The sequence below is a fragment of the Streptococcus infantis genome, assembly GCF_964243025.1.
GTDB lineage: Bacteria > Bacillota > Bacilli > Lactobacillales > Streptococcaceae > Streptococcus > Streptococcus infantis_N.
In genome coordinates, this window is the sequence record NZ_CAXTDJ010000004.1 from 109,980 (window position 1) to 127,392 (window position 17,413).

Annotated in this window: 19 protein-coding genes and 1 pseudogene; 4 read left to right on the forward strand and 16 right to left on the reverse strand. The window is 38.9% G+C overall.

All coding sequences use genetic code 11. The features are described 5' to 3' along the window. Positions 1-164 precede the first annotated feature (164 nt). The 12 genes from ACESNQ_RS05830 to rpsO all read right to left on the reverse strand — a co-directional run bounded on the left by ACESNQ_RS05830 (position 165) and on the right by rpsO (position 9,073). Entirely contained in the window at positions 165-548 is a 384-nt protein-coding gene (locus ACESNQ_RS05830; protein ID WP_373075722.1) for a hypothetical protein, read from the reverse strand. Next, positions 538-915, reverse strand: a complete 378-nt coding sequence (locus tag ACESNQ_RS05835) for a histone H3 family protein (protein WP_373075724.1) — start codon at positions 913-915, stop codon at positions 538-540. Before ACESNQ_RS05835 ends, ACESNQ_RS05830 begins: the two co-directional genes overlap by 11 nt. A 271-nt stretch (positions 916-1,186) precedes the next feature. Beyond that, on the reverse strand, positions 1,187-1,489 hold the full coding sequence (locus ACESNQ_RS05840; RefSeq protein WP_373075726.1) for a DUF6881 domain-containing protein: 303 nt from the start codon (positions 1,487-1,489) through the stop codon (positions 1,187-1,189). Positions 1,490-1,500: 11 nt separating this feature from the next. Then, positions 1,501-2,337: an HYD1 signature containing ADP-ribosyltransferase family protein gene (locus tag ACESNQ_RS05845; RefSeq protein ID WP_373075728.1), complete on the reverse strand. Its 837-nt coding sequence runs from the start codon at positions 2,335-2,337 to the stop codon at positions 1,501-1,503. Beyond that, complete coding sequence (locus ACESNQ_RS05850) at positions 2,309-2,560, reverse strand: RHS repeat-associated core domain-containing protein (protein WP_373075730.1); 252 nt, start codon at positions 2,558-2,560, stop codon at positions 2,309-2,311. Before ACESNQ_RS05850 ends, ACESNQ_RS05845 begins: the two co-directional genes overlap by 29 nt. A 226-nt stretch (positions 2,561-2,786) precedes the next feature. Continuing rightward, positions 2,787-2,996 (reverse strand): hypothetical protein, encoded by a 210-nt coding sequence (locus tag ACESNQ_RS05855; protein ID WP_373075732.1) that lies wholly within the window; start codon positions 2,994-2,996, stop codon positions 2,787-2,789. Positions 2,997-3,169: 173 nt separating this feature from the next. Further along, positions 3,170-4,513, reverse strand: a complete 1,344-nt coding sequence (locus ACESNQ_RS05860) for a DEAD/DEAH box helicase (protein WP_373075734.1) — start codon at positions 4,511-4,513, stop codon at positions 3,170-3,172. A 152-nt stretch (positions 4,514-4,665) separates the two neighbouring features. Continuing rightward, entirely contained in the window at positions 4,666-5,361 is a 696-nt protein-coding gene (locus ACESNQ_RS05865) for an alpha/beta hydrolase-fold protein (RefSeq protein WP_373075736.1), read from the reverse strand. After that, positions 5,342-6,352 carry an ABC transporter substrate-binding protein gene (locus ACESNQ_RS05870; protein ID WP_373075737.1) on the reverse strand — a complete coding sequence of 337 codons (1,011 nt, stop codon included), beginning with the start codon at positions 6,350-6,352 and terminating at the stop codon, positions 5,342-5,344. The genes ACESNQ_RS05865 and ACESNQ_RS05870 overlap by 20 nt, the downstream gene beginning before the upstream one ends. 23 nt (positions 6,353-6,375) lie before the next feature. Next, entirely contained in the window at positions 6,376-7,131 is a 756-nt protein-coding gene (locus tag ACESNQ_RS05875) for an ABC transporter ATP-binding protein (protein ID WP_371500600.1), read from the reverse strand. A gap of 1 nt (position 7,132) precedes the next feature. Continuing rightward, positions 7,133-8,179 carry a FecCD family ABC transporter permease gene (locus ACESNQ_RS05880; RefSeq protein ID WP_373075738.1) on the reverse strand — a complete coding sequence of 349 codons (1,047 nt, stop codon included), beginning with the start codon at positions 8,177-8,179 and terminating at the stop codon, positions 7,133-7,135. Between the two features lie 624 nt (positions 8,180-8,803). After that, complete coding sequence (rpsO, locus tag ACESNQ_RS05885) at positions 8,804-9,073, reverse strand: 30S ribosomal protein S15 (RefSeq protein ID WP_001018251.1); 270 nt, start codon at positions 9,071-9,073, stop codon at positions 8,804-8,806. A gap of 205 nt (positions 9,074-9,278) precedes the next feature. Here rpsO and ACESNQ_RS05890 point away from each other — a divergent pair, with 205 nt between their 5' ends. From ACESNQ_RS05890 to thrS, 4 genes and pseudogenes are all read left to right on the forward strand, one after another. Continuing rightward, entirely contained in the window at positions 9,279-9,653 is a 375-nt protein-coding gene (locus ACESNQ_RS05890; RefSeq protein WP_373075748.1) for a hypothetical protein, read from the forward strand. A gap of 121 nt (positions 9,654-9,774) precedes the next feature. Beyond that, positions 9,775-9,905 (forward strand): annotated as a pseudogene (locus tag ACESNQ_RS05895) (AAA family ATPase); the annotation flags it as partial. Positions 9,906-9,936: 31 nt separating this feature from the next. Next, positions 9,937-10,332: a hypothetical protein gene (locus ACESNQ_RS05900; RefSeq protein WP_281137815.1), complete on the forward strand. Its 396-nt coding sequence runs from the start codon at positions 9,937-9,939 to the stop codon at positions 10,330-10,332. An 87-nt stretch (positions 10,333-10,419) separates the two neighbouring features. Next, entirely contained in the window at positions 10,420-12,363 is a 1,944-nt protein-coding gene (gene thrS / locus ACESNQ_RS05905; protein ID WP_281137816.1) for a threonine--tRNA ligase, read from the forward strand. Between the two features lie 212 nt (positions 12,364-12,575). Here thrS and ACESNQ_RS05910 read toward each other — a convergent pair whose 3' ends face one another. From ACESNQ_RS05910 to ACESNQ_RS05925, 4 genes are all read right to left on the reverse strand, one after another. Next, a complete protein-coding gene (locus ACESNQ_RS05910) occupies positions 12,576-13,625 on the reverse strand; it encodes a DUF389 domain-containing protein (RefSeq protein WP_129299087.1) in 1,050 nt (349 codons plus the stop codon). Next, on the reverse strand, positions 13,622-13,945 hold the full coding sequence (locus tag ACESNQ_RS05915) for a potassium channel family protein (protein WP_001253404.1): 324 nt from the start codon (positions 13,943-13,945) through the stop codon (positions 13,622-13,624). Before ACESNQ_RS05915 ends, ACESNQ_RS05910 begins: the two co-directional genes overlap by 4 nt. A 631-nt stretch (positions 13,946-14,576) precedes the next feature. After that, positions 14,577-16,568, reverse strand: a complete 1,992-nt coding sequence (locus tag ACESNQ_RS05920) for an ABC transporter permease (RefSeq protein WP_247912967.1) — start codon at positions 16,566-16,568, stop codon at positions 14,577-14,579. A 1-nt stretch (position 16,569) separates the two neighbouring features. Then, positions 16,570-17,328, reverse strand: a complete 759-nt coding sequence (locus ACESNQ_RS05925; RefSeq protein ID WP_006152604.1) for an ABC transporter ATP-binding protein — start codon at positions 17,326-17,328, stop codon at positions 16,570-16,572. Positions 17,329-17,413: the final 85 nt, after the last annotated feature.

Below are 17,413 nucleotides of genomic sequence, written 5' to 3' on the forward strand. Positions count from 1 at the left end.
AAATGGTTGTTTTAACAGCATTTTCAGTTATTATAAAAGGTTAAAAATAAATCAAAATTGATTGGTTCCCCACCAAAAATCCCACCAGAAATATTCTGATGGGATTTTTTTATATTAAATTTTATTCTTCTATTATTTGATGCTTTACAAGCTTTCTTAAAATCTTATAACTCTTTGATTTCTATGGACTTGCAGACTATATTATATCCATCATAACCATCAAGATATAAAGAATAATGCTTTAATTCTTGGAGCTTGTTAATTTCTTCAAAAAGATGCCTGTTCGCTTCCATTAACTGTAATATAATTGATGAATTAAATATTTCTAAAACTTTATCATAAGCTTCAATTGTATCTACAGAAAATAATGCGTTTGCTTTTGAAAAATAGTGGACTTCTTGAAATATCAATTCAACTTCTGAATATAGGTCATCATAATCATATCCCTTTAAGTTGATACAAATATTTGTACCTGAAAAAGTTATTTTAGGTAACTCAGACAAAAGTGAAGAAAACATTGGAAGAGTGTATATCATTTTATTTTCCATTATTCGTACCCCCGCTACGTCTTACAGTAGAAACTCCTTCCGAATTTAGTTTATTACGTAATAACTGCTCATCCAGTAATTTCTCATGTAATGGACTACCAGTATTATCAGTTACATGCCACTGATTTCTAGGAACTCCTGCAACTGTTAACGCTTGAGAGTTTCTTGTATTTTTAATTAAAACATTACCATCTCTATTAATATACTCCACAGGAAGATCCGAAACAGACACATCTTTATTTTTTATTGCTTGTGCTAAATCATCCACAGTTTTTATCTCATAACCAGCAATATCAGAATATTTTTGCGATCCATATGCACTAAAATTATTACTATAGGTCTTCTGGAAATAATTTGCTTTATCCATAGGATGAGGTAACGTTACTTGTGAATATGATACAGGTTTACTAGTCGGCCCAGGCAATACTAGTTGCTGAACAGGGGTTACATCCTTACGTGGTCTCGTGACTGGTACATCCCCTGATTTTGGCTTCGTCGTCACCACCTCTAAATTTATTCCAACAACTACACCTGATCTACCTATAATGTTATTAGAATATCATTAAAATATATTTAACTTTATAACTTTTAGAAACTTTCTATATCAAATTTTTTCAGCTGAAGAAGAGCTACACTATTTATAGTTTTGAAAAGTAATCTTCTATTAACGCATTCGTGTCGTACATTTTTAATATATTTTCAAAATCTATAGATGAAATTTCAGACACATCAAACTCATCTGTTGCATTTATTTCATCAAAATCACTTGGATATGGGTCTTCACTCAACTCCATAGGTGTCCGAGTATCAAAGTAAGCTACATGTCCATCACGAAATATATCTAATCGTTTCATTTCATAACGTTCTTCGTCTATTGCAGAATACATTACGATCGGATCATAGTCATTCGTATGATTCCAAATTGTTTTATAATATAACATAAAAATCTCTCCTAATTCTTTCCGTGACTAACAATTCTATCAGTCAAGTCTAGAGGATTTTCATTAGGGAGTACATATACCCCATCTCTACCTTTTACTACTGTCAAATTGCTAGTATCAACACCTATATAATTAGAATACTTACTTCCTTGCCAAGGATTGTTTATAAATTGTTTAGAAAGAGAAGCATTACTTCGCGTTCCTGGAGCTATGTCTGAGAAATACTGACCATTTCCATAACGAGCATCTTTAGAATTATTCGCCTTTAATGATGGATTTAAAGTTCCTGTATCTAATATACCAGCCAACCCTTTCTCGGATGTGTAATGGTACAAGGTAGATGGTTTCTCAACAATATCTGACGCTTTATATACTGTTCCATCAGGATTTACATAAAAATCTGGCTTAACCTTAGGCTTCTCCGCAAACATTTGGAGATTATCTACTGTCATTGGTAGACGTCCACCTGTAGGCTTCGTCGTCACAACATCAGCCTTAGGATCCTTCTTAGGAGACACACTACCTGCTCCGTTGGTAAAGGTGTTAAAGGCAAAGTTCATGGCGACTGTTTGACCAGTAATCTTATTTCCTGTGGCCAAATCAATACCTGTGTCAATCGCAGTCTCAACCGCTGATTCCACTCCAATCTTGGCAACTTGTCGAACTGCTTGATTTCCAATATTTTGAGTCACATTTGTTGCTAGACTAGCTCCTGCTCCCACCAATTGGCCGCCAATAAGACCTGAGATAGCACCTGTTCCTGCTCCTTTAGCGATCGAACCAACCAATTCCCAACCACGTTGGCCAGAACTATAGGCATCATATCCTGAGAGGATCTGTGTCCTCACCTGGGTAGCTATCCTCAGTTAAGAAAGTACCTCCCTGACTATCATAATATCTTGCTCGTAAATAGTCAAGTCCAGTATCGTCACGAGCTTCGCCATTATAGGCGAATGGAGTCCCTGTCGTATCTGTGCTTGTCTTTCTTGCGCCATAGAGGTTATAGCTGGTTAATGCGACAGCTTGTCCATCCTTGGTCAAGCCTGTCACAGAGCCTGACTGGTTAGTCAAGTAGTTGTAGCTGTCACCTGTTTGGTTGTTGAGGTAGCTAGCTCGACCTCAACCATAGCTAGAGATGAGCTTATTCTGCTTACCTACATGGCGGAGTTCGGTGAGACAAAAAATTTAATCTTTTGATGATTTCATAGCAAAACACCCCAAAAGTTAGATTTTTTCTGTCTAACTTTTGGGGTGCAGTTCAAATTTCTGATGGGATTTTAATATTTCATGATAATTCTTACCAGAAAAACTTTCGATAAATTCTAGCAATCGTTAAAAAGATAGCATAAAGTATGCCTAAGATAGTTAAAACTATTTTTCCAGTACTCAATTCTGAACCGATGATCAATATATGAAAGAGAGGAGCGAGACCGGTACACACATATATCAAATAAGCAATAACATTTATTTCACCAATCCCAGCAATAAAATCTTTAAAATCTCTCATTTAACTTCTCCTACAATCTACTTTTAATTTAAGTATATTATAAACTTCAGAAAAATAAAAGAATGTTATGATTAGATTTTAAGATTCCCAATATCTTCTACTTATGAATTCTGTCAATCCCGATGTAGAACTATAAAAAAACAGTAAAACCACTTGGTTCTACTGTCTGATGTTTAAAATGTTTGACGCTTAGCTTTACGCTCTGCACGTCCACGGGCACGACTTTCAGCACGCTTGGTCTTCCGGCGTTTTTCATCGACCGCCCATTGAATTTTCTTTTTATAGCCTGGTTTGACTTTTTTCTTTTTCTTTTTGACCAAGCCAATCATTTCGATATCCAGTTTTTCCTGTTTTTTCTCACGATTGGCACGACGGTCACGGTCATAAGTGTCCTGGAATTCTCCATCTTTAACCACCTTAGGTACAAACTTAATTCCTAATTTCTCCAACTCACGAATATCTGAGTCGTCACTTGGTTGATAGAGGGTGATGGCTGTACCTGGTAGACCATTACGTCCAGTTCGTCCAACACGGTGGACAAAGAAGGACAAGTCCTGTGGAATGGCATCATTGATAACGTGGCTGACACCTTCGATGTCAATCCCACGCGCAGCCAGGTCAGTTGCTACGATATACTCAAAATCAAGATTTTTCACCTGATTCATGATCCGTTTGCGTTCACGAGGAGCAATATCTCCATGGATCTTAGCCACCTTTAATCCTTGAGCTGTTAGGTAGCTGTGCAATTCATCCGCACGAGTTTTTGTATTGACAAAAATCATGGCGAGATATGGCTGCATGACTTGAGTCAACTCATAAATCTGAGCATTTTTGTCACGACCCTTGGTCGAAATCAACCAGTTGTCAATGGTATCAGAGATAACGGTTTTGGTCTTGATTTTCTCCATGACAGGATTTGACAAATATTTCTTCAAGAATGGTTGCAGTTTTTGTGGGATAGTTGCTGAAAAGACCATAAACTGCAAGTCTTTCGGAAGACTTCCTGCAATCTTATCAACTGTTTCCAAGAATCCCATATCTAGAGTCATATCAGCTTCATCGACTACAAAGGTCTTAGCTTTGTGAATGGCTAGGTCACCAGACTTGACCAAGTCATAAATACGACCTGGAGTTCCGATTACGATATGTGGTTGATTACTTGCTAATTTGTCAATCTGACGGGCCTTGTCTGTACCACCAACATAGTTCACAACACGAATCTCAACATCTGAATGAGCTGCGATCTGACGAGCAGCTTGGTAAATCTGTGTTGCTAACTCACGACTTGGAGCTGTAATAACCGCCTGCACACTGTCACTCTCTTCATCCAACTGTTGGAAAATTGGAAGCAAGAAAGTATGAGTCTTACCTGAACCTGTTTTAGATTCACCAACCAAGTCACGACCTGCCAAGACAATGGGAATTAACTTTTCCTGAACCTCGGTAGGAGTCGTAAACTTCAACTCCTCCAATGCTTCTTCTATATATTTTTTAAATTTAAATTTTGTAAATGACATAATTTCCTCGATTCTATCTATCTACTCATTATACCATAATTTAGTCTATTACAGGGGATGGATTTCCGTCAAGAATAATACCATGAACATTTTAACAACCAAGCATACATAAGAAACACTCCTAGTTACGATGAACAAGGAGTGTTATAAGGTTACTTAAGCTTCCATTCGTCTCTCAGCCAATCACAAAAATAGTGGTAACGTTCCTTAAGAGCTTCATGATGCCCATAAGCATCAAATGTGCAATAAGTCGAAGGGACTTTCTCTGAAATCAGTTTATGTATTTCCTTTGCATAAACGGGAGCCTTAGACAGACGATTGGAATGATTGGCACCTTCTGTCTGACCATTTTGCAAATAAATCAGGCTTTGATTCTGTATCAAGTCATGTTCCCCACAATATTCTGTAAAATCAGGATACCAGAAGGAGCCACAGATAGAAAAGATACAGGTCGCAGGAAGATAACTACTATAAAGACTATAGACAGCAGCAAGACCACCCAGTGAATAGCCGCCATATGCAATTCGACTTTCATCAATCAAGTAGTCTTTCTTTAGAATTTTTAAAATTCCTTGAAATAGCTTTTGATGGTATTGGTCTACCTTCCCACCAAAATCTGGTGCCCCTTCTTTCAAAGCACTAGCTTGCCAAGGTGTAAAGTCGTCCAAACGATTTTCTGGAATCAAACCCACCAAAATCACTGATTGGGATAGGTCTGACAAATAGTCCAATTGTCCATCATTTAAAAGAATCATTGGGTAGGCTTGTTGAGGATCATAGTTTGAAGGAATACTGACCCTAACTCGAATCCCTTCCCAGTTAAACTCCTTATTTCTTGATAAAGTCATTGATTTTTTCAAGGGAATCAATCACTGCAGGACCGTAATCCATCAACTCATCGTAAGAGATAGTCATGATTTTTTGATTCTTGATTGCTGGGACATTCTCCAAAACAGCATTTGCCTTCATCAAATCCACTGCTTTTTCATCTAACTTTTGATTACGATCGCTAGTTACATAGATAATCAACTCTGGATCCATTGATACTAGATTTTCCAAGGTCAAGCCAGAAGTTCCTGTTGCGACATTGGTATAACCAAGTTGGTTAAGCAAACTTTCTTGAAGGGCTGACTTGTAGGCACCAAAGGTTTCGTCATTGTAGGCCACCATAATCAGAGCTTTTTTCTTTTCACCCTGTGTTTCTGGGTTGGCTTTTTTAACCGCATCGATTTTAGCTTGTAATTGCTCTGCATATTGGTTAGCCTTGTCTTGGACATTGAAAATGGTACCAAGATTCTTCACATCTTCTACGATATTTCCTAAATCTTGTTGGATAGTTGAAAGTGAAGCTTTTTGCGTATAAACAGGGATTTTGTTTTCATTCCAAGCACTGATAGTTCCCATTGACTTTTCAGAAAACATCATGTTACGTCCCATCAAGGCATCTGGTTCATAAGAAAGAACTGTTTCTTGTGAGACAGATTTTTTATCACCAATGTGAGGGATGGCTTCAATAGCGTCCTTGTATTTACCAGTTACAGCATTATCAGGATTGAGCATACCAGCAATTTTATCTTGCAAACCGAGTTCAAGTAGGATTTCAGTTGTTGAGAGGTTGTTGGTGATGACCTTTTCAGGTGCCTTTTCAAAGACTTGTTCGACTTCGTTTCCTTTAGCATCATAGGTTTTGATAGTTACAGGGTAGCTGGTTTCTGTATTAGCTTTTTGACTAGCTTCTGTTGTAGCCGGTGCCGTTGCTGTTTCTTTAGATGCGTTACCACAAGCTACCAAAGATAAGGTAGCTACTGTTACAAGTAAAATACTAAGTGTTTTTTTCATGTTTTTATTTTCCTTTTTTATTTTTATAAATAGTGAATCATGGCTTGCTGATCTTCTGTCCAAGTTACCTTACTTTGAACGCCATAGACAGCCTGCAATGACTCGGGTGTGATGGTCTCTTTTGGAGTACCTTGGTAAACAATCTCCCCTTCTTTCATTAGGTAGAGATAGTCTGAATAGCGACAAGCTAGCTGAATATCATGCAAGACAGCTAGCACATTTATCTGAAGATTTTTGACAATGGTCAATAAGTCTAGCTGATACTTGATATCCAAATGATTGGTCGGTTCATCTAAGAGCAAGAGGGTCGGCTCTTGGACCAAGGCGCGTGCTAACAGAACCCGCTGCTTCTCTCCTCCTGATAAAGAAGAGTAGAGTCGATTTCTCTTTTCGAGCATATCTACCTTGACCAAAGCATCCTCAACCAAAGCAAAGTCTTTGTCTTTTTCCTTTTGCAAGAAAGAGAGATGAGGAGTTCTGCCCAGCATGACAATCTCCTCAACCGTACAATCAAACTGAAGTTGATTAAACTGCGTGATAACTGCCATCTGCTTTGCCGTTTCTTTGACGCTCATTTGGTCTAGAGGCTTCCCATCTAAAGAAATCAAGCCCTGATCCGGCTTTTCCTGTCGATAAAAGAGTTTCAGCAAACTGGTCTTTCCACTTCCATTTGGTCCCAAAATAGTATGAAATTGGTTTCCCTCAAGTTTAAGTGAGACTCCTTTGAGAATCTTTTTTTCTCCGATTCCAAAGTGAATATCCTGGCACATTAAGTCCATATCAGACTCTCACCTCCCTTCGTCTACTTGCAACCATGTAGATAAAGAAAGGTGCACCTACTAGGGCTGTGAAAATTCCAATCGGTAGTTCAGCATTTTGAATCAAAACGCGAGCAAAGACATCTGCCCAGACGACAAAGAGGGCGCCTAGTAAGGTTGCAATTGGAAAAAGCCTTCTATAATTTGTACCAACCAAACTTCGGGCCAAATGTGGTGTAATCAAACCGACAAAACCGATGATTCCACAAGTCGAAACTAGGACTGCCGTCATCACAGCTACAATCGTCACATAGAGATACCAATAAAAACGCAAGGGAATTCCCAAAGTCAAAGCCGCCTCATCTCCCATCATCATGGCATTGAAAACACGGTATTGGGAAGAGAAAAATAAAAAGGCGATTCCCACGATTATAGTTGGTAAGGTTAAGTGAGCCCATGAGGTCCCCGCTAAAGAACCCATGGTCCAAAACTTGATAGTCATAACGCTATCAGCATTGGCCCCAATAGAGATAATAAAGTTTGAAAAAGCCAAAAATAAGGCATTCACTACCGTACCCGATAAGATTAAGCTAGAAGTTGTCATCCTACCCTGCATAGATGCAATGAGAAGAACTGCAACTGTTGCTAAAATCGCTCCGAGGAAAGATCCTAGACCAATCATAACTTTAAATCCAAGAATAATACTCAAAGTTGCTCCAAAGGTTGCCCCGGCTGAAATTCCTAATACATAGGGCTCTGCTATTGGATTGTTGACAGTTGACTGCATGACACTACCACACATGGAAAGGCCTGCACCCACAATCAAAGCAAGAAAAACCCGTGGCAATCTCATATTCCAAACAATAGCAAGCGTAGACTTTGAGATATCTCCTATATCAAAAGGAGCCCCTAACTGACTCAAAATTATCCTATAGGTATCACTCAAGCTAATCTGAACAGAACCCATAGAAACTGCCAGAAACAGAGAAATCCCCAAATTTCCTACCAGAATAGCTAGTAAAAAACAATATCTCAGGTTTTGATGACTTCCAGAAAATTTGGAAAGCATGAAACCCTCCCTTTATCAAAAATTAAAAATTTAGACAATTTTCATAATTAGTATACCACATTTCTAAATCAGGAACAAGACTAGAAAAAAGCACACAAAAAAGCCCTCTGAAGTCAGAGAGCTAATTTGAGCTCGGGCTAAAATCCTAGTGAAAAAGATGAAACTCCTTGTGTTCATCGAACACTGTGTCCTTTCCCTATTTTCATACGGATTTTTAACGCCCTTAGCTTCATGATTCTTGCTGGATAAAACGTTTATAGACTAGGCGACAAGCCGAAGATTGTACAAAAATGTTAGTGAAACAAAAAATCTCCCCGAAGGGAGATCATTCTGGTTTATTTTACCTTACAGTGCTAGGAACCGTAACCGAAGATTATACTTGAGTATATCGAGGTAAGGTGACAAAAATAAAAAAAAAGCTACTCAACTAGAGTGGCCTTATTTTCAAGTTATGTTCAATTGAACACGGCCTAAGCACTTGGCAAAAAGTAAAAAGCTCTCTGAAGTCAGAGAGCTTGATTCTTGCTGGATAAAACGTTTGTAGACTAGGCGGCAAGCCGAAGATTGTACTGATGGTACATCGAGGCGAAGCCAACGAAGTATAGAAACGTTTTAGACGCAAGATTAGCGACGAAGTCCAAGAGAGTTGATCAACTCACGGTAACGGTTAACGTCGTTTTTACGCAAGTATGCAAGCAAGTTACGACGGCGACCGATTTTCTTCATCAATCCACGGTAAGTAGCGTGGTCTTTTTTGTGTTGTTTGATGTGTTCGTTAAGGTGGTTGATTTCCCAAGTAAGGACAGCAACTTGAACCTCTACTGAACCTGTATCACCTTCGTGACGTGCATATTGTGCAATGATTTCATTTTTTTTCTCTTTTGAGATTGCCATGATGTTTCTCCTTTTTATTTGGCTTCATCCGAGTGACAGGTTGGCATGCCTGTAACCAAGAAGAAGTTATTTGTCTTTACGACATTTCTTATTCTACCAAGAACTAAGTTCTTTGTCAACTGATTTACTATTCTTACCGCAAAAGTGCTATAATAGTTATAGGAAGGATATCTAAGTTGACATCTTGAAAAGAGAGGTGATTACCATGCGTAAATTCTCGCAATATCTCCCCTACTATCTGGTCATATTTTTCTTTTATTGGCCACTTTATGAGTTGTTATTATGGACTATTTCTGTCAACTCTACCTTAAAGGAGCTCACCATCGGCAACGTTATTATCTTCTCTCCACTGGTGACTTTCATAGTATCACTATGCTACTCTTATCGTTTCAAGTTCTCAGTTTGGTGGTTAATTGGAGTTGGCTTGCTCTTTTGCTTTACTATCATTACTTTCGGAGAATTTATCCTTCTCTACTTCCTAGCCTATGAAATCTTTGCCCTTGCGGGTATGTCTTCTGGTCTTGGAATCAAGTATCTGCTACAAAAAAGAAAAAACAAAAAACTTTCACAAAATCCTTGAAAAATCTCGCAATCATGCTATAATAATGCATAGAGACAAATCGCTTAGAATCTTTCTTTTAGAGAGTGCGTGGTTGCTGAAAACGCATAGGAAGTCTAAACTGATACTACTCTACTGACTTTTATGCAAACATAAAACGGTGGCCACGTTAGAGCCAATCAGAGGTGTCCCTCTTTTTTGAGGAACATAAATGAAGGTGGAACCACGTTGCGACGTCCTTTTGAGGAGGTCGCTTTTTTGTTTGGAGGATAGTCAATCGCAAAAAGTGAAGATGGAGATTGATATGAAGAAAACATTGTTCTGGGTGATTGCCTGTATCTACTTTATAGTCTATGTATGGCTAATGAAAACTCTTAGTCTATGGGGTTCAACGTACATTGTTTTCTTTGCATTTATGGCATTTATCCCTCTTATACCATTTCTTGCTCCTTTTCTCGGTATCTTAATGTTTTTTAAGAAAAAGGAACTCGTGATAGCAGGATATCTTTTAAGTCTTACTGCTGGTATTTATCTATTCAATGCACTAAGAAGCTATCCGATAAGGATATACATGGGTAGTAAAATAATGACTGATGAGCAATATATGTCTTTAATCCTTTCCTTGGTAAGTTATTTACTTATTTCAACTGTTTGTTTTATTTATAGGATGAAAATGTTAAAGCATCATTCAGTTAGATAAACAAATATAATTGTTCTTTATAACTAACCCTTTGCTATTTCTTCAAGCCTCAATTTTAAAATACGATAAATTTTTAAGGAGAAAACCATGATTAAGATTACATTCCCAGATGGCGCTGTTCGTGAATTCGAATCTGGCGTTACAACTTTTGAAATTGCTCAATCCATCAGCAATTCTCTAGCTAAAAAAGCTCTTGCTGGTAAATTCAACGGCAAACTCATCGACACTACTCGTGCGATCACTGAAGATGGAAGCATTGAAATCGTGACACCTGATCACGAAGATGCATTGGATATCTTGCGTCACTCAGCGGCACACTTGTTTGCCCAAGCAGCTCGTCGTCTCTTCCCAGACATTCACTTGGGTGTTGGTCCAGCTATCGAAGATGGTTTCTACTACGATACTGATAATCAAGCTGGTCAAATCTCTAACGAAGATCTTCCTCGTATCGAAGAAGAAATGCAAAAAATCGTTAAAGAAAACTTCCCATCTATTCGTGAAGAAGTGACAAAAGATGAAGCCCGTGAAATCTTCAAAGACGACCCTTACAAGTTGGAATTGATCGAGGAACACTCAGAAGACGAGGGTGGTTTGACTATCTACCGTCAGGGTGAATATGTTGACCTCTGCCGTGGACCTCACGTCCCTTCAACAGGCCGCATCCAAATCTTCCACCTTCTCCATGTAGCTGGTGCATACTGGCGCGGAAATAGTGACAATGCGATGATGCAACGTATTTACGGTACAGCTTGGTTCGACAAGAAAGACTTGAAAAACTACCTTCAAATGCGTGAAGAAGCCAAAGAACGTGACCACCGTAAACTTGGTAAAGAGCTTGATCTCTTCATGATTTCTCAAGAAGTTGGTCAAGGTCTACCATTCTGGTTGCCAAATGGTGCGACAATCCGTCGTGAGTTAGAACGCTACATCGTCGATAAAGAGTTGGCTTCTGGCTATCAACACGTTTACACTCCACCACTTGCTTCTGTAGAGCTTTACAAGACTTCTGGTCACTGGGATCATTACCAAGAAGACATGTTCCCAACTATGGATATGGGAGATGGGGAAGAATTCGTCCTTCGCCCAATGAACTGTCCACACCACATCCAAGTCTTTAAACACCATGTTCACTCATACCGTGAATTGCCAATCCGTATCGCTGAAATCGGGATGATGCACCGCTATGAAAAATCTGGTGCCCTCACTGGTCTTCAACGTGTGCGTGAAATGTCTCTCAACGACGGTCACCTCTTTGTGACTCCAGAACAAATCCAAGAAGAATTCCAACGTGCTCTTCAGTTGATTATCGATGTTTATGAAGATTTCAACTTGAATGAATACCGTTTCCGCCTCTCTCTTCGTGACCCTCAAGATACTCACAAGTACTTTGATAACGATGAAATGTGGGAAAATGCCCAAACCATGCTTCGTGCTGCACTTGATGAAATGAGCGTTGACTACTTTGAAGCTGAAGGGGAAGCAGCCTTCTACGGACCAAAATTGGATATCCAGGTTAAGACTGCCCTTGGAAAAGAAGAAACTCTTTCTACGATCCAGCTTGACTTCTTGCTTCCAGAACGCTTCGACCTCAAATACATCGGAGCTGATGGTGAAGAACACCGTCCAGTTATGATTCACCGTGGTGTTATCTCAACCATGGAACGCTTTACAGCTATCTTGATTGAAAACTACAAAGGTGCCTTCCCAACATGGCTTGCACCACACCAAGTAACTCTCATCCCAGTATCTAACGAGAAACACGTTGACTACGCTTGGGAAGTGGCTAAGAAGCTCCGTGACCGTGGTGTCCGTGCTGATGTGGATGAACGTAATGAAAAAATGCAATTCAAGATCCGTGCATCACAAACTAGCAAGATCCCTTACCAATTGATCGTTGGTGACAAGGAAATGGAAGACGGAACTGTCAACGTTCGTCGCTATGGACAAAAAGAAACGAACACTGTGTCAGTAGAAGAGTTTGTAGCAGCTATCCTAGCTGATATCGCCAACAAATCTCGTGTTGAGAAATAAAACGATCACAGTCTGAGAAACATTTTTCAGTAAGAAAAAGCAACAACTGAAATAGTTGTTGCTTTTTTATATTTTGATTAAGCTGAGCTAGTAGTGATTGGTCAAACCACCACAAATGATATTCTCATCAACAATCCTTTCTATCCATTAACTTTTGGATATAGGATATCCTCCCAAGATTTGCTTCCATGAGTTAGATAAGTTGACTATCCTTAGTCCTTGTCTGCCTCAATTTCTTTTACGATGTCATCTTGTGAATCTTTTTCAGAGAGTTTTTGATCGATATACTTGTCAATGTTTTCGTAAAATTCCTTAATCGTCTCACTATCTAATTTTGCTGAATTATGGAATTGCTTGACTTTCAATTGAACAGATTGAATACCGTAAGAGGCTTGTTTTTGGTGGAGTGTTTCTAATTCTTCTTCTGAAATCGGATCTCCAACAACCGTCAAGACCAATTCATTGTTACTTGACTTGTAGACTTGATTAATAACCGTATAATTGGCGAACTCTTTTCCTACAAACTGTTTGATCCCTTCTTTGCGCGCTTGTTCTATTGTCAGAGTAACTGCCGAATAGCTAGCTGGAAGAATCAACAATACAATCAAAGAAATCAAGCCAATTCTCATTTTAATGCTCAGCTCTTTAAATGAAGTTAAAGGAGATTTTCTCATCAAAATTCTTGTTCCAACAATGTTGGCTAGCATGATAAAGACACAGTTGATCAAGAAAAGATAGAGAGCCCCCAATAAAAATCGTACATTCCCATTAGCTAAACCATAGCCAGCAGTACAGATAGGCGGCATCAAAGCTGTAGCAATGGCTACTCCTGGCACGATATTGTTTGCTTCTTTTTTCCTTGAACCGATCACACCAGCAATCCCACCAGCAATAGCAATGAGAACATCCCAAATGGTTGGAGAGGTTCGTGCGATCAACTCGCTACTTGCATAAGACAAGGGAGAAATCCAGAAATACAGAGTCGAGACAAGCAAACTGACCAACACTTGAGTCAATAAAACCTCTAGAGATTGCTTGATTAAACGCGTATCAAAAATAGCTAAACCGAATCCCAGTCCAACAATCGGTGTCATGAGAGGTGAAATTAACATGGCTCCAATAATAACAGCTGTTGAATTCATATTTAGACCGATAGAGGCAATAAAAATTGCACACATCAAAATCGCTGTATCTCTCAATCGAACATGAAGGTCATCGTATAATTTCTCACGGTATTCCCGTGTTGAATAATTGGCAGTCATTTGTCCTCTCCTCTTTCCTTATTTAAATCGGTATAATAATTAATAATAACAGCTGATAAACAGCCAAAAAATATGAGCCCATAAATCGTCAAGAAGACACTGGTAATCCTTCCAATCAAGGTCACAGCTAGGAGATCCCCGTAGCCGACAGTCGTCGAAGTCACAAAAGCATACCAAAGACCGTCTCCGTAATTTGTGATAGCAGGTTCAACTAGGAAAAGCACGCCTCCTGACCCAAAAACAAAGGTCACAAAACTCAGAGCAAACCGAGTAAAACCCGTAACCTGTATAATATGCCATAACATTTTTAAACGTCTCATTTGTTCTCCTTATTCATACTAGCTCCTGACCGAGCCGTTTTTTCCAATAATCAAAGTGAAGATAGGACATGATCTCCATCAGAGAAAGATAGACAAACTGATAGATCTGATTTAAGCTGATTATCAACTGATATTGTTTGAAAAATGACTGGAAGAAAGACCAGATATGACTGTCTTGAATCAGTCCCTTCTTAACATTATATCAAAAATTTTACAGTCTTTCTCTGAAGAAATCAATTAATTTAAAAGATAGAGAAAGGAAGAAATTTTTGTATCCTTATCCGAAGAAGAAAAACGATATCTCCTCTGAAAGTAGATACCGTTTTAATGTTTAAACATGATGAGTTTGTAGCAGCAATTCTAGCTGATATCGCCAACAAATCACGTGTTGAGAAATAAGAGATAAAACCTGGGACAAAATCCCAGCTACTAAAAAAGAGGCTGGGACAAAAGTCCTAGCCTCTCAATTGTCTTTGGATTGTCGAGCAAGACGCAGTGGTTGAGTGGGCTCTACTACGCTGATTTCATCAGATTTTACAGTCCTACTCAACTGTGCGGAGGTGGGACAACGAAATCGAATTCTAACGAATTAACGATTTCTGTCCCACTCTCTTTTTTGATGTTTCTGTTTTTACATTTGAACAATTCTACGATAGCTTCTTGAAGTAATCATAAAGATAAGTACGTAGATGAGGGCAAAGATACCACAAATAGAAAGTGTTACACTTAACATCATAGCTGTATCTACTACCCCAATGACCTTAAGAATCAAACTTAACATATGATAGGCAAAAGCCAAGTGTAGGAAAGCAAAGATTACAGGGAGGAAGAAAACAGTCAAGACCTGCTTGTTAATGGTTTGTTTGATTTGTTTTTGATCCAAGCCCACTTTTTGTAGGATGACAAAGCGTTCACGATCCTCATAACCTTCTGAGATTTGTTTATAGTAGATAACGAGTACAGTTCCAATCATAAAGATGATAGAGAGGAAAATACCAATAAAGAGAACTCCTCCAAAGAGAGCATTCATTTGGGCAATTGCGTCACTTGCAGTGCCTCCACCATAAACCATGCCGTCTTCATTTTTGAGATTATGACTAAAATTATTTACAAACTCCTCAAAATCATCAGATAGCTTTAACTGTTCCTCTAGACTAGCTGTTACATCCATACCACCGTAGAGCTGTGTGTATACAGCTGAATCCTGGTACTGTTCCAAAAAACTTTGAATATCAGCTACTACAAGATAGTTATAATCCGATACCAATAGTACATAGGGATTAGAAACATGATTGGCAATAAAATCCTGCTGGATTGCTTCCTTGATCGTATAGTTCTGATTGTTCAGACTAAATGCTTTCTGTCCTTTAAGTTGGTCGTTTCGAGCCCAAAGTCCTACTTCGTTACCAGTAAGGTTTAGCTTTTGTTCAGTCATTTTTTCATAATCTTTTTGATCAAAAACCAGGAAGACTGTCTTAGGCATGACATTGTTTTGCCCTTTTTCAAAGATGGTTAATTTGGTCCCCTCTTGACTCGAAAGACCGAAACTTGCATAATTGAGGACGTCCTTATTGCTGACGGTTAGGTTCTTTTCGCTAGCGTATTGAGTCAAAAGCTTGTCTAAATCTTCAACTTCTACATGTTGTCCCTTAACATCAAAATCGTGAGGATACATGAGTTTTTTCATATTCTCAGATCCGTTGTAGATACTAGTAGCTGCAGACATAGTGATTAAAACCATGGTTGAAAGGATGGCAATGGTTGCTAATCCGACCGCATTTTTCTTCATACGAAAGATAAGGTTAGAAACAGAGATGAGGTTATTGGGTTGGTAGTAATATCTCTTATTTTTCTTGAGCAACTGTAAGAAAACTGTAATACCAGCATTGAATAAGAGATAGGTCCCTACAATAACTAACATAACCGCAATAAAGAAAGTAGCGACAGCTTTGAAAGCATCTGTTACGCTTAGTGCTAGGTAGTAGCCACTTCCTAGAGCTATTAGCCCTACAAGTGTCTGAAGAACTAGGAAACGCCCCTTCTTCTCACCCTTCGCTTTTTCTCTAGAAAGCTGGAGAGCATCCATACGGATAATGCGTACAGCGTTCAGGAAAACGATGACTAAAAAGATAAAACCGAATACCAGAAGGATTGAAAGCACTACGGACCATTGGAAAGTTGCAACTAACTCTACCTTCATCTTTGCAAGTTTAAGTAGCAAAGCGAAAATCAAATTATCAAAGAGGGCACCAATTCCAATCCCAGCAGTGACTGTTACTAGCCCAAATATCAAGAGTTCCTTAAAAGTCATACCAATTAAATGGCGTTTTTCTAATCCCAACATGCCATATACACCCAGTTCTTTTGAGCGATTTTTCATGACAAAACTGTTGGCATAAAGAACAATAATGGCAGATGCAAGTGTCACAACGACAAGCCCTAGTTGTAGGGTAAATTGTATAGCAGACGCACCACGCAAATCCACAATTTTAGGATTAAAGGCTAGGGAATAAAAGAGATAGCTAATTGTGACTGCCAAAATGACAGACAGAGCAAAAGGATAATAGAGTTTGCGGTTTTTGATTAAGTTGGATATGGCCAACTTATTGGTTAATCGAAACATACTAGTTCACCTCACTTGCCATAACAGTCAAGGTGTCAGAGATTTCTTGGAACATCTGACGATCCGTCTTTTCACCACGGTAGATTTGATTATAGAGAATACCGTCCTTGATGAAAAGAACACGTTTTGCACGACTTGCTGCAGCTGTTGAGTGGGTCACCATGAGAATGGTTTGCCCTTGCTCGTTGATCTGATCAAAGATATCAAGGAGGGCTGCAGATGATTTAGAGTCTAGGGCACCTGTTGGCTCATCCGCAAGAAGAATTTCTGGTTCTGTGATGATAGCCCGTGCAACTGCTACCCTTTGTTTTTGCCCTCCAGAGATTTCATAAGGGTACTTCTCCTGCAATTGATTGATGCCAAGATTTTCGGCCGTCACGACCAATTTTTTCATCATTTCTGTAATAGGCTTTCTAGACAATACCAAAGGGAGTAAGATATTGTCTTTAACAGAAAGCGTATCTAACAAATTGAAGTCTTGGAATACAAAGCCTAACTTTTCACGACGGAAGCTTGATGCTTCAGAATTTTTAATGGTAGCTGTGTCAGTTCCGTTTAGGAAGACCTGCCCACGCGTTGGCTTGTCAAGCATAGCCAGAATATTGAGTAGAGTAGATTTACCAGATCCAGACTCACCCATGATAGCGACGTAGTCGCCTTTTTCAACGGTAAAGTGAATATCTTTCAGAGCTTCTACTTGGTTGCCTTGAAAGCGAGTTTTATAAATCTTTTGAACGTGTTTTACATCTAATAGTGTCATTTTTACTTCTCCTTTTTAATATCCCATTAATTGAAACTGAGCTTGCATCATTTCGATGCCGATTTGAACTCGCTCGATATCCTTC